The 13,558-nt window shown below is 57.8% G+C and carries 13 protein-coding genes; 2 read left to right on the forward strand and 11 right to left on the reverse strand.

Annotated elements, in window-relative coordinates; all coding sequences use genetic code 11:
* Positions 1-6: 6 nt before the first annotated feature.
* From AKU79_RS10520 to yajC, 4 genes are read right to left on the reverse strand one after another with little or no spacing between them, the layout of a single operon-like run.
* On the reverse strand, positions 7-363 hold the full coding sequence (locus AKU79_RS10520) for an Mth938-like domain-containing protein (RefSeq protein WP_050523560.1): 357 nt from the start codon (positions 361-363) through the stop codon (positions 7-9).
* 9 nt (positions 364-372) lie between these two features.
* The gene (gene secF, locus AKU79_RS10525; protein WP_050523561.1) at positions 373-1,350 is read right to left on the reverse strand and encodes a protein translocase subunit SecF; all 978 of its coding nucleotides are present in this window, start codon (positions 1,348-1,350) and stop codon (positions 373-375) included.
* Positions 1,351-1,362: 12 nt separating this feature from the next.
* Positions 1,363-3,030, reverse strand: a complete 1,668-nt coding sequence (gene secD / locus AKU79_RS10530; protein ID WP_050523562.1) for a protein translocase subunit SecD — start codon at positions 3,028-3,030, stop codon at positions 1,363-1,365.
* Between the two features lie 41 nt (positions 3,031-3,071).
* Entirely contained in the window at positions 3,072-3,395 is a 324-nt protein-coding gene (gene yajC, locus AKU79_RS10535; protein ID WP_156209651.1) for a preprotein translocase subunit YajC, read from the reverse strand.
* 376 nt (positions 3,396-3,771) lie between these two features.
* Between yajC and serS the strand changes: the two genes are divergently transcribed.
* Positions 3,772-5,064: a serine--tRNA ligase gene (gene serS, locus AKU79_RS10540; protein WP_050523563.1), complete on the forward strand. Its 1,293-nt coding sequence runs from the start codon at positions 3,772-3,774 to the stop codon at positions 5,062-5,064.
* Between the two features lie 63 nt (positions 5,065-5,127).
* On the opposite strand, the gene AKU79_RS10545 is transcribed toward serS, so the two are convergent.
* From AKU79_RS10545 to rpe, 7 genes are all read right to left on the reverse strand, one after another.
* On the reverse strand, positions 5,128-6,282 hold the full coding sequence (locus tag AKU79_RS10545) for an OpgC family protein (RefSeq protein WP_197087280.1): 1,155 nt from the start codon (positions 6,280-6,282) through the stop codon (positions 5,128-5,130).
* On the reverse strand, positions 6,275-8,035 hold the full coding sequence (gene mdoH, locus AKU79_RS10550; protein ID WP_050523565.1) for a glucans biosynthesis glucosyltransferase MdoH: 1,761 nt from the start codon (positions 8,033-8,035) through the stop codon (positions 6,275-6,277). The genes AKU79_RS10545 and mdoH overlap by 8 nt, the downstream gene beginning before the upstream one ends.
* Before the next feature lie 3 nt (positions 8,036-8,038).
* The gene (locus tag AKU79_RS10555; protein WP_050523566.1) at positions 8,039-8,236 is read right to left on the reverse strand and encodes a hypothetical protein; all 198 of its coding nucleotides are present in this window, start codon (positions 8,234-8,236) and stop codon (positions 8,039-8,041) included.
* A complete protein-coding gene (locus AKU79_RS10560; protein ID WP_050523567.1) occupies positions 8,233-9,843 on the reverse strand; it encodes a glucan biosynthesis protein in 1,611 nt (536 codons plus the stop codon). The genes AKU79_RS10555 and AKU79_RS10560 overlap by 4 nt, the downstream gene beginning before the upstream one ends.
* A gap of 244 nt (positions 9,844-10,087) precedes the next feature.
* Positions 10,088-10,882, reverse strand: coding sequence for a dimethylarginine dimethylaminohydrolase family protein (locus AKU79_RS10565; protein ID WP_050523568.1), 795 nt, complete (start codon positions 10,880-10,882; stop codon positions 10,088-10,090).
* 3 nt (positions 10,883-10,885) lie between these two features.
* Entirely contained in the window at positions 10,886-11,542 is a 657-nt protein-coding gene (gene gph, locus AKU79_RS10570) for a phosphoglycolate phosphatase (protein WP_050523569.1), read from the reverse strand.
* Positions 11,539-12,228, reverse strand: coding sequence for a ribulose-phosphate 3-epimerase (rpe, locus tag AKU79_RS10575; RefSeq protein WP_050523570.1), 690 nt, complete (start codon positions 12,226-12,228; stop codon positions 11,539-11,541). The genes gph and rpe overlap by 4 nt, the downstream gene beginning before the upstream one ends.
* A 200-nt stretch (positions 12,229-12,428) precedes the next feature.
* Between rpe and AKU79_RS10580 the strand changes: the two genes are divergently transcribed.
* A complete protein-coding gene (locus tag AKU79_RS10580) occupies positions 12,429-13,544 on the forward strand; it encodes a mandelate racemase/muconate lactonizing enzyme family protein (RefSeq protein WP_050523571.1) in 1,116 nt (371 codons plus the stop codon).
* Positions 13,545-13,558 lie beyond the last annotated feature (14 nt).

Consider the following 13,558-nt stretch of genomic DNA (forward strand, 5'->3'; position numbering starts at 1 on the left):
AACTGGTCACAAAACCGGCATCAACGCCGCCGCAATCCGCCGCCCTTCGGACAGCAGCACGTTATAGGTCCGTGCAGCGGCGGGCGAGTTCATCACCTCAACCCCGATCCCTGCCGCCTCTAGCGTGGTGCGAAACGCAACCGGCACATGGGCGATCTCGGTTCCCATACCCACAAACAATACATCGATCTTGCCGATCAGGGCCAAAGGCGCCGCCGTATCTTCCAGCCCGCCCCATGGCCCCGCATCCCACGGCGTCACCAAGACCGGGCCATGAATAACCTGCCCCGCCACCCGAAAAAAGCCCGGCCCATAGCTGTCTATGGGCTGGGCATTGTCATAGGTCACTTCGGTCAAGCGCATCAGATCCCCTTACGCATCAATATTGGCATATTCCGACGGCGTACCCTTGCCGCCTTTCGGCTTTTCCGAACGATCGAGGCCGATCAGCAAAACGATGTTCTTGGCCACATAAACCGAAGAATACGTCCCCAGAATAACGCCGATGAAAATCGCAAGGCTAAAGCCGCGGATAACATCGCCGCCCCAGATCAGCATCGCCGCCAACGCCATCAATGTGGTGCCCGAGGTCATGATCGTCCGGCTCAGCGTCTCGTTCACCGACAGGTTCATCACATCGCGCAGCGGCATGGTTTTGTATTTTACCAGGTTTTCGCGCAACCGGTCAAACACCACCACCGTATCGTTGATCGAATAGCCCAAAATCGTCAGCAACGCCGCCACGATTGTCAGGTCAAACTTCCACTGGAACACGGCGAAAATGCCGATGGTAATCAGCATGTCATGCAACAAGGCCAACACGCCACCCAGCGCAAACTGCCACTCGAACCGCAGCCAGATGTAAACCAACACCCCCGCCGAAGTCGCCATAACCGCAAGGATCGAGGTCCAGACCAGCTCGGCCGAAACCTTTGGCCCCACAGATTCCACCGACACCACCTTCAACGCGGGGTCAAACGCCACCAAAGCCGTTTGCACCTTGTCCAGCGTCTCTGGCGTCACCGCCTCATAACCATCCTGCGCACCAATCCGGATTTGCGCGACATGCTGATTGTCACGGAACGAAGGGTCAAACACCTCGGTGATCGACACATCGCCCACATCCAGCGCATTCAACGCCTGCCGGTAGCCGCCCACATCCACTGCCGTGGTGCTTTCGGTGCGCAATGTCGTGCCGCCTTTGAAATCAATGCCAAAGTTCAGCCCCATAAAGGCCCAGGCCACCAACGCCACCACCATCAGGGCAATCGAGCCACCAAAGGTAAACCACTGCCAGCGAAAGAAGTTAAAGTTGGTGACCTCAGGAACGAGCTTTAAACGCCATGCCATCTTCGGCTCTCCTTACAATTCAATGGTCTTGGGCCGGCGCCAGCCGAACCAGATCGAGATGAACAAACGCGTCACAAAGATCGCGCTAAACACCGATGTGACGATACCAATGCCCAAAACCACCGCAAAGCCACGCACCGGCCCCGCGCCGAAAAAGAACAGCGCCGCCGCAGTAATCAACGTCGTCACGTTCGCATCGATAATCGCCGACATCGCCCGCTCATACCCGATCTCAATCGCGCGCGCAGGCCCTTTGGCGGTTTTCAATTCCTCACGGATCCGCTCATACACCAGCACGTTGGCATCCACCGCCATACCGATTGTCAGCACAATCCCGGCGATCCCCGGCAGCGTCAATGTGCCGCCGATCATCGTCAAAATCGCAAAGATCAGCGCGATGTTGATCGCCAGCGCCAGATTGGCAAACATGCCGAACAACCCGTAAGACGCCAGCATATACAGGCCCACGATCACAATCGCGATCACTGCCGCGACTTTGCCCGCGTCTATGCTGTCCTGGCCCAGTTCCGGCCCAACGGTGCGCTCTTCCAGAAAGGTCATTTCAGCAGGCAAGGCCCCTGCCCGCAGCAACACTGCCAAATTGGTGCTTTCCTCAACGCTAAAGTTGCCGGTGATAATACCCGAACCGCCCGCGATATGGCTTTGGATAACCGGCGCCGAAATCACCTCGTTGTCCAAGACAATCGCAAACGGGCTGCCGATGTTATTGGCGGTGTAATCACCAAACAAACGCCCGCCCGCCGGATTGAACCGGAAACTGACGGCGGGGCGGTTGTTTTGGTCGAACGCGGGTTGCGCGTCGGTCAGGTCTTCACCGGTTACAACCGGCGTCTGTTCGACAATGTAAAACTGCCCGTCCTCGCCCATGGCCGGCAACAACAGGTTGCGCGGGCCGGGGGCTGCACCGGCATCGGTCGTGCGGCCGACCACCGGGTTAAATGTCAACTTGGCCGTGGTGCCGATCAGCTTTTTCAATTCAGATGCAGAACCAATCCCCGGCACCTGAATCAAAATCCGGTCTTCGCCCTGGCGTTGGATCGTTGGTTCGCGCGTGCCTGCTGCATCAACCCGACGCCGAATGATCTCCAGCGATTGCTGGATAGTCCGGCTATCGGTTGCCACACGCTCGGCCTCGGACAATTGCACGACGATCTCGTCACCTTCGGCCGTCACATCAATATCGTTCTGCCCAACACCGGTCAGCGATACCACCGGCGTCGCCAGTGCCTTAACCGCAGTCAAAGCCGCATCCATCCCCGCAGGGTTGGAAATCGCAACCCGCAGCACACCTGGCACCGAAGGCTGGCGGCGCACCGAACCCGCCGCGTCGCGCACATCGCGCAGCGCGTCACGCACCAAAGGCCACATCGCATCAATCCGCGACGCATAGACATCGGCCACGTGAACCTCGGCCAGCAAATGCGCACCGCCGCGCAAATCAAGCCCCAAGTTCACCAGACCAGACGGCAGCCACGAAGGCCAAGCCGCCTCTGCCGCCGTCTGCTCAGGTGTTGCAACACCCTTTGCTGCCGTCACCGCTGCCACGGCGTCATTGTGCATTTCAACCTTGGTATAAAACAGGTTCGGAACAGCGATGATAATCCCAAGGGCGCATAGCCCTACAATTATCAATCGCTTCCACAGCGGTATCTGCAACATGGGATAGGGCTTTCTTAATTCAGGCTTGAATCAGGCTTGACTTACGCCGCTGCCGGTTCGGTTTTCGACATTACCTGCGCGATTGTGTGCTTGACCACTTTAACCTTCACGCCATCGGCAATCTCGACTTCGATGATCCCGTCTTCGGCAACTTTGACAACTTTGCCAACAATGCCGCCTTGGGTCAGAACCTGGTCGCCACGGCGCAGTGCCTCAACCATCGCCTTATGGTCTTTCAGCTTCTTTTGCTGCGGACGGATCAGCAGGAAATACATGATCGCAAAGATCAGGATCAGCGGCATCAGCGAGGTTACAGCGCCCATCGCGCCACCAGCAGCCTGAGCATAAGCAGGAGTAGCAAACATCAATTAGTCCTCTCGGTCGGTGGGCATTCGCCCCTTTACGGGCCATTTGCCCCTGTTTTATCGCGCGCACCCTATATCTGACGCGCCCTATCCGCAAGGCAGCGCAACCACCCTGCCCGCGCCATATAATCTCCCCTCGCGCAGATGTGTAGCCCACCCGCGCAATTCCCCTTGGGTCGTGGTTCGCCGCGACTCTTGCCGCCCTTACCCCCAAGCCGCGCTGCAAACACTAACATTCCGTTAACGCCGCACTGAAGATTGATTGATTACAACACCTTAGCAAAATGCCCGCGCGCGGACATCTGGGACAAATTTCCCCGTTTCCCTCGCCCGCATAATCGGGCATATCTACCCCATCCGAAAAAAGAGGCCTAAAATGCACGATATCAAAGCGATCCGAGAGAACCCCGCAGCTTTTGACGCCGCCCTCGCACGGCGCGGCCTGTCGCCCCTCTCGCCTCAAATCCTCGATATCGATGCCGCCCGCCGGACCAAAATTCTGGCCGCCGAAACCGCGACCGCGGCCCAAAACGCCGCCTCTAAACAGGTGGGCGCCGCCAAAGCCGCCGGAAATGACGCCGAATTTGAACGCCTCCGCGCCCTCGTCGCCGAAAAGAAAGCCGAGATCGCCACGCTGAACGAAGAAGCCGGCCTCGAAGACACTCGCCTGCGCGACCTTTTGATGGCCATCGATAACCTTCCGCTAGCAGAGGTTCCTTTTGGCAAGGGCGAGGAAGATAACGTCGAAATCCGCCGCTGGGGCACCCCGCGCACGCTCGATTTCAAACCGTTAGAGCATTACCAGCTGCCCGCAGCCATCCCGGGTCTCGATTTCGCGACCGCCGCCAAATTGTCCGGCAGCCGCTTTGTTGTCCTTCGGGGCGCCATGATCCGCATCCACCGCGCCCTCGCCCAGTTCATGCTGGATACCCATATCGAGGAACACGGCCTGAATGAGGTCTGGACGCCAGTTCTGGTCAAGGATGAGGCGATGTTCGGCACCGGCAACCTGCCGAAATTTGCCGAAGACAGCTATCAAACCACCAACGGCTGGTGGCTTATCCCCACTTCCGAGGTCACGCTGACCAACACCGTCGCGGGTGACACGCTCGACGAGGCCCAGCTCCCTATCCGCATGACCGCCCACACCCAATGCTTCCGCTCCGAGGCAGGCTCGGCCGGCCGCGACACCAGCGGGATGCTGCGCCAGCACCAGTTTGAAAAGGTGGAAATGGTCAGCATCACCACCCCCGAAACCAGCCTAGCGGAACATGAGCGGATGACCGACTGCGCCGAGGCAATCTTGCAAAAACTGAACCTGCCCTACCGAGTGATGGTGCTTTGTACCGGCGATATGGGGTTCGGCTCGACCAAGACCCACGACCTCGAAGTATGGCTGCCCGGTCAGGATACCTACCGCGAGATCAGCTCGGTTTCTGTCTGCGGCGATTTCCAAGCGCGCCGGATGAACGCCCGCTACAAACCCAGCGCTGGCGGCAAGCCCGAGTTTGTCCATACCCTCAACGGGTCGGGCCTTGCCGTCGGGCGCTGCTTGATTGCCGTGCTGGAAAACGGCCAGCAGGCCGATGGCTCGGTAGAGCTGCCTGCGGTGCTTCACCCCTATTTGCGCGGCAAAACCCGGGTTACAGCGGCAGGCGAACTGGCCTGATACACTCCCCCCTCGCGGCTGTTGGGCGGCGGGGGAAACCATATTCTAAAAACATGCCGTGGATTATGCGGCGCGGGGCGCGCCTGCAAACTGTGCTGCTTTGGGCAGGCGCTGCTTTTCCCGCAAATGGGCCACCAAGAACAGCACGGCAAGCCCCGAAATAATCAGCGCAGCATCCAGCAAGGCCGACGGAGGCTGCAATGCCTTTGTTAGCTGGCCAACATAGGCCAAGACAGACCCCACAGCGAAAACCGGCAGGGAATTGCGGCCCAAAAGGCAAAACGGCGTGGCCCATGGATGAGCCGACATCGCCTTGACCACCGGCAACACGCTTAGCACATAGGCCAGCGCAAGGATGTGCAACAGCCGCGGCACAGAGACAAAGCATTTGTCAAACGCGGTGAAAAGGCTTGGAACGCCCGCATATTCATAGAGCAGCCACAGCGCATGCCCGCCCCAATCGGCCACGACTGGAACCTTTGTCCAGATCAAGGCGAACACCAGATAGCCGATTGCCAACTGCAAGGCCAAACGGTTCACCGGCAAAAACCGCCGCCCTTGCCGCAACCCATATCCGGTCAAGATGCCTGCAACAAACAACAACTGCCACGCCATCGGATTGAAAGACCAGCCATAATCTGTCGGCCATGTCGGCATTTTCAGCTTGACGACACCGACACAAAGCCAAAGCAGAATCGACCCCGCAAGCGCGCGGCGCGGCCAACGGGCACAGGCAAACAGCAGCAACGGCGCAGCCAGCATCAACACAATATAAAGCGGCAAAATATCGGCATAGGCAAAGTGATGACCCAAAAACGCCATCCCGATCGACAGTTTGGCCGGATCCTCGACCGCAAACAGGATATTGCGATCATAGGCCATGCTGTGGATGCCGGGCTGATCTATCAGCAAAAGGAACATCGCCAGCACGCTGAAAATGATGATGCAATGCACCCACCAAAGGGTCACGGCCCGTCGCCACGGACGCAGCACCTCGGCCAGAGTAGGTGTGCCGCGCAAATAGACCGCACCATAGGCCAGCCCCGCCGCCATACCGGACATCAGGACAAATCCCTCGGCGGCGTCGGAAAACCCGAAATTGCGTGAGGTAAAATGTTCCCATGCGGTTTCGGGGATATGGTTGATGAAAATCATCACCAAGGCAATGCCGCGCAACATGTCAATGCGATGGTCGCGCGTACGGATAGGATTAGGCACTGACCTGCCCCGCTTTTTGATCTGACCAAGCCGCCAGAATGGCATCATTCGCGGCAAGAATGGCGGGGCGGGCTTGATCGGCAGGCACACGGAAATACCGGCCCTTTGACGCGCGAGAAGTCCACCAGATCAGGAACGGCGCAATTGCCAAAGGCAAAGCGACGGGCAAAAGCCACAGCGTCAGCTCTGGTGCGATATACTGCGTTGCCGCCAGCACACCAAAGCCCCAAAGGCTTATCCAGCGGGCAGCGGCCCAGCTTTCGGCGCCGCTCAGGCTGCCATCGCCGCGATTGTTCGTCGGCCACCCCCCGTCACGGCCCAACAAAACCTGCAAGACCGAGCGGGTCTGAAACGCCAGCAGCACAGGCGCAAACAGCGATGACAAGGCCAGTTCGGCCAAAACCGACCGCAGGCTTTGACGCGCGCCGCCAAACTCTTTGGCGCGGCCGGTTAGAATTGCATCCAAACCGACCAGAAATTTGGGCATCACAAGCAACCCGAAAATACCGAACGCAAGACCAATAGCCTTTTGGGTTTCGTCATTCGGAAACACCGGAAAGGGCCAGTTTGCCTCGGGAAAATAGTTCAGATCGCCCGCAAGCGGGATTGCGGCAATCGAGGTTATGATAAAGGCGACCCAGATCAACGGCGCCAGATACGAGAAAATGCCTTGGAACAGGCTGAACCTGCTCCACATCAGCAGGCCGGGCGCGCCAAGGATTTTGCTATGTTGAAGGTTGCCCTGGCACCAGCGCCGATCGCGTTTGGCATGGTCAAGGATGTTTTCGGGCGCCCCTTCATAAGAGCCTTCCAGATCATCATCCAAACGCACAACCCAACCTGCCCGCGCAAGCAAGGCCGCCTCTACGGAATCGTGGCTCATGATATGGCCGCCAAAGGGTGGCGGGCCCGACAGTTCCGGCAATCCACAGCTTTCGGCCCAAGCGTTGATCCGCACGATGGCATTGTGCCCCCAAAACGGTCCCGAACGCCCTTGCAAAGCGCCAAGCCCCCGCGCAAAGGCCGGCGAATGAAAGGCCGCGGCAAATTGCATAGCCCGGCCAAAGATCGAATTGGCCTCGACGACTTTGGGCAAGGTTTGCAGCAAACCAACAGCAGGATCTGCCTCTATCCGGCGGATCATTTCAAGAATGGTCGCGCCTTCCATCAGGCTGTCGGCATCAAGGATCACTGCGTAATCCCACGCGCCGCCCGATGTTGTTATGAACTCTTCGATATTGCCAGCTTTGCGCCCTTTATTCTGGATGCGGCGGCGATAGAACATCCGGCCCGCCGCATTCTGTTGCGCGATCAGGTGGGCAAACCAGTGCTGCTCTTGCGCCGCGATGCTGACATCACGGGTATCAGACAGAATGGCAAAATCGATATGAGGCAGCGCTGCATTGGCGCGCAATGAATTGTCCATTGCAGCCACGCGCGCGAAAGTTGCTACCGGATCTTCATTATAGACCGGAACAATAATAACGGTTTTGCCAGTGATCGGCCCTTCGAGCCTGCTTGCCACAGGTGGCTTGCGGAACACCAAGCCCAAAAGCCCGGTCACTGCGCCCCACGCCAGCCACCACGTTGACAGCATGATCAGACCCGCGCGCAGCAGGTCTAGCCACGATATTCCATCGGTGGCACCGTATATTATAAAGACCATGCCCGCTGCAGCTGCAAGCAGCACACTTGCAACGACCGCAAACAGGCGCACCCATAGGGTGCGATTTTGGTCAGCGGCCCGTTTCATCGGTCAGTTTGCGCTCCGATAGCCGGGCTTTAGGGCCGAAAGCACCAAATTCAGCACTGCGGCCACAAAACTGAACAGCTGCAGGTCCGAAGCGAGGATCTGCTTTGGCATCGCCAGCGGCGCATATGGCGGCAGCGACAAAGATGGCTCATCCGCAACCATTGCTGCCGACGTGGAAAGATTTGGCATATGATTGGTCATTCAGGCACCCATTGGTAGAACCAGTTTTCGGTTAGTTTGCGTCCAAACCCGGCCACATGCGCCCGCATTTCTACGGTTTGACCAGAGTTCGGCATCACATCGATGACAAGGCGCCAAATATTGTGGCCCTCGATTTTTGACAGTGTTTGGACTGCGATCGTTCCGCCCGAAACCGAAACCACAGGGACAAGCGCGGATTCGGCAGGCAAACTGGCCAGCAGGCCGCCCGCGAAGTCGACGACAAACTTGCGCGTTCCATCTGGCGTATCGGCGCCTGAAACACCGCCCAATCCAGCGCGGGTTTCCAGCACATAGGCGATATCTGCCGTAGGATCGACAGGCAAAGCCCCCCAATGCATGCGGTATTGGAATTCACGCAGTTCACCGACGACAGGCTTTTCTTCGGGAACCCAGAATGCAACGATATTGTCGTTCACCTCTTGCCGGGTTGGAATTTCGACCAGCCTTACCGCGCCACGGCCCCAATCGCCGAGAGGCTCGATCAACAAGGACGGACGGCTTTCATAATGTGCCGAGGCATCCTGAAAATCATCAAAGTCGCGGTCACGCTGCATAAGGCCAAACGCATGCGGGCTTTCCTCGACGAACCATGATTCTGTCAGGCGGACTGGGTTGTTCAGCGGCCGCCAGATATGATCGCCATCGCGCCGGTGAATGACCAGTCCGTCACTGTCATGTACATTCGGCCGGAAATCATCAAAATCGGCGCGGTTTTTTTCCGAGAACAAGAACATTGACGTCAATGGCGCGACCCCTACCTGATCCACCTCGGACCGGAAAAACAGGCGTGCAGTCACGTCCATGACAGTATTGGTGCCGGGCGAAATGACAAAGCGATAGGCACCCGTGCAGTTTTCGCTTTCAAGCGCGGCATAGACGGTGATGCTGCGGGCAAACGGTACCGGCTTTTCAATCCAGAACTGCGTAAAGCGGGGGAATTCCTCGGGCTTGCCCAAGCCGGTGTTGATCGCAAGACCACGTGCCGACAGACCATAGCCGTTGCCACGCCCCAAAGCGCGGAAATAGCTGGCCCCCAGAAAGGCCACAACCTCATCAAACAGGTCAGCGCGGTTCAGCGGCGCATTCAGACGGAACCCTGCGACGCCGGGCAACGCCTCATGCGCCGGAACCCGGTCTTTGATCCGGTCATAATAGAGAAAATCATCGGTGGTAAACAGCATCGGACGTGCAACGCCGCCATCAACCTCATACAGCGTGACCGGCGAGGCAAAAAGCCAGCCAAGGTGGAACGCATGCAGCTGAATGCCCGATTCCGCCCCCGCCCAACGCGCCTGCTGCGGGTTGAACTGAATGGCTTGATAATCATCATAATTGAAGGTCGTAAAGAACCCTTCGACCTTTGTCGCAGGTACTTGTGCTTGGGTTGCGCGTGCACGTGCATCATCGGTCAACCAATCGAAATCGAACGGTACGACAGGTGCCGGCACAGCTGGCGTTTCAGGTGCAATTTGCGCCATCGCAAAGCCAGACAAGCTTGTGCTGCATTGCAGAATAGCCAAGGCGCCAACCCCGGCCAGAATGGCGCGGCGCGATAGTTTGACGTTTAGGCGCGGTTGGACCGGCATAAGAGCTCCCTGCTTCGATTCTCGAAAAACTCAACAGAAATCGCAGACTATCAGGAGAAGCGCCAGATTGCTTGTGATGCGATAGGCGCATTTCCGCCATGCAAAAGACACATATCAATATTCTGCACGGCAGCATGGCATGTTTTATTGATGCCGAAACCGTCGGAATCGTGACTGGGTTTTCAAAACGCTTGCGCGGGCGCGTAGTGCTGCCATCAAACGGTCAGCGCCAAAGGCCCTGGCTTCACCCGCGCGGGCTGAACCTAAGGCTAAGACAAGACATGCCGCCATCCAGTTTGGCACATTCACTATTGCCAACCTCGCGCACCGCATAGCCTGCCGCGACCAGCGTATCACGGGTTTTTGGAAAGCCTGCGGGCATGATGACCAAATCGTTAAAGCGGATTGTGTTGGCACAGGCCTCCTCGCCGATCGCGGTATGGATTACCTTATAGCCGTCAAAACACCCCGACGCAGCAAGTCGCTCGGTCGCAAGAATTGTCTCGCCGTCCAGCAAGGAACAATCGGTTTTGAAATGCAGCACACCCGGCGGGGTAAACACCTCGCGCACAGTGTGGCCCCAGTCGCTGACGAGGGCGGTCAGTTCGACAATTCCGGCAGCATTGGTACGCGCCGAACGACCAACCAAAATCTCGGTTTCTGTGGTCAGGATATCGCCACCTTCAATAAAACTGTCAGCACCAGAGATTTGCCGAACCTGCGCATAAAGCGCCCGCAAGTGCGGGGCCATCAAAGCGGCCTCGCCCAAGCGGCTGGGCGCGCCGGGGCGCATCACAACCGCCCCTTCGGGCAAGCATAGGGCGGTATCCTCGACAAAAACGCTGTCGGGAAACGCCTCAAGCGCGTCAAGCTCTACGACCTCGGCGCCCGTACTGCGCAGGGCTGCGATATAATCGGCGTGATGGGCCTGCATTTTGGCCAGATCAGGCGTGCCAATATCAACTGCGCGCAGGCCGCTGGTGATGCTGGCGCTGGGTTTACGGGTGATCGCATGGGTAAAGTGGTAGGAAGCAGACATGGCTCAGCCTTTCATCAGGCTGGCAACCAGCCCTGGTAACTGTTTGAAATCATTGAACGCCGCATCATGCGGCAAATCATGTACCGGTGTTTTGCGATAGCCTTCGGTGTAAATCAGAAATGGCAGCTTTGCGTTGGCGGCCGTCTCGGCGTCAACTTCGCTATCGCCGACATAGATCACACGAGCACGGCCCAGATCGGCCGCTGTGGCAAACAAAGGCGCAGGGTCGGGTTTGCGCTGCGGCAGGCTGTCGCCGCCGTAAACAGACGCAAAATGTTGTTCCAAGCCCAGATGGCGCAAAACGGCACGAGTCGGCGCGATGGGCTTGTTGGTACACAGGCCCAACACGCAGCCCATTTCAGACAGTTGCGCCAATGCCTTAGTCACACCGGGGTAAATCACAGTATGCTCAAACGCGGTTTCATACAACGCGTTGAATCGCTGGATCATTGGCTTTAGCAATGGGCCCTCTGGTGCCATACCCGATGCCTCAAGCACCCTTTGCAGCAAATGCGGCACACCGCGCCCCACAAAGCTGGCGATCTGCTCAGGCGGCAAGGTGCCAAGGCCAACCTCTTCCAACACAGCATTGGCATTGGCGGCAATATCGGCTGCGCTATCAATCAGCGTGCCGTCCAAATCAAAAATAACAGCGGTCATAGCGCGTCTTGGGCGGCGGCCCGGATGGCGGCAATATTTACGCCATAAGGTGCCGGATTGCCAACTGACCCGCCTTTGAACACTGCCGAACCTGCCACCAGCACATCTGCCCCCGCCGCTGCCACCAAAGGCACCGTCTCGGGCGTGACACCGCCGTCAATCTCGATATGCACAGGCCGATCGCCAATCATTGCCCGTAGTTTGGCAACCTTGGCCACTTGCGAATGAATGAACTTTTGCCCGCCAAAACCGGGGTTTACCGTCATCACACAGATCAGATCCACCATATCGAGCAAATATTCCACCGCCTCCACCGGCGTTCCGGGATTGATCGCAAGCCCTGCCTTGGCCCCTGCCCCGCGAATGGCTTGCAGCGTGCGGTGAATATGTGGCCCTGCCTCCAGATGCGCCGAAATCACATCCGCCCCCGCCTGCGCAAAAGCGTCAATATAGCTGTCCACTGGCGCGATCATCAAATGCACATCCATTACACCTTTGATATGCGGCCGGATGGCAGCACAAGTCGCAGGCCCAAAGGTAATATTGGGTACAAAATGCCCGTCCATCACATCAACATGCACCCAATCCGCACCCTGTTCTTCAATCGCGCGGCACTCGGCGCCGAAATTGGCAAAATCAGCCGACAGGATAGATGGGGCGATCTTAATATTGCGTGAAAATGTCATGGCCGGCACTCCTTCATTTGGCCCCTTCTACTGCGCAACCCCTACACAGGTAAAGCGCCCTGCCCCTGCTTTCTTTTCGGCCCAAATATCCCGGGGGGTGAATGGCCCATCAGGGCCAGAGGGGGGCAGCGCCCCCCTACCGCCGCTTGATCCAAAGCAAATACTGACGCACACTCGCCCCATCTCAAACGGAGCCGTCTATGCCCAAGCTCACCAGAATCGAAACCTTCTCCAATGAATTTGTTTGCTTTACCAAGATCACAGCCGCTGATGGCGCGGTCGGTTGGGGCCAAACATCCACCTACAATGCTGATATCACAGCGCAAATCTTGCACCGCCAAATTGCACCTTGGGCCTTGGGCACCGATATCAACAGCACAAATGACATCCTCCCCCTTATCCAGCGCATCGAGGAACGAGAGCACAAATTCCCCGGCTCCTACCGCTGCCGCGCCAATGCAGGCCTTGATACCGCGCTTTGGGATATGGAGGGGCGGCGCCAGAACAAACCCGTGGTTGAACTGCTTGGTGGTACGCCGGGTCGGCTGCGCGCCTATGCAAGTTCGATGAAACGCGACATCACACCGCAGGATGAGGCGGCGCGCTTCGTCAAACTGCGCGATACTTACGGTTTTGACGCCTTCAAATGGCGGGTTGCTGCGGAATGTGGGCGCGATATTGACGAATGGGCTGGCCGCACCGAAGAGGTTATTCCGGTGGTATCCGCCGCTTTGGGCCAAGGCATCGCAAAACTTGTCGATGGCAATTCGGGTTTTTCGCCCAAACGCGCGATCGAAGTTGGTAAAATACTGTCAGACAACGGCATTTCCCATTTTGAAGAGCCCACACCCTATTGGGAGCTCGACCAAACGCGTGAGGTCACTGCTGCGCTGGACATCGACGTGACCGGCGGCGAGCAAGATTGGGATCTGGCCACATGGCGTCGCATGATCGACATGCAAGCCGTCGATATCGTTCAACCCGATGTAATGTATATGGGTGGCATGGCGCGCACAGTATTGGTGGCCGAAATGGCGGCAGCGGCGGGCATGCCCTGCACCCCCCATTCCGCCAATCTGTCGCTGGTTACAATCTGCACAATGCACTTGCTGGGGGCTATTCCCAACGCGGGCAAGTACCTCGAATTTTCCATTGAGGGCGATGACTATTACCCGTGGCAAAACGGGCTTTTCATTGGCAATCCTTTTGCCGTCACGGATGGCAAAGTCCAAATTCCCCAAGGGCCCGGTTGGGGTGTTGAAATCAACCCAGAGTGGCTGGCCCACGCCAAACACCAGCAAAGCGAGCTTGGCTAGCGCCTACCCAGAGA

The organism is Pseudorhodobacter wandonensis (assembly GCF_001202035.1).
GTDB classification, from domain to species: Bacteria; Pseudomonadota; Alphaproteobacteria; order Rhodobacterales; family Rhodobacteraceae; genus Pseudorhodobacter; species Pseudorhodobacter wandonensis.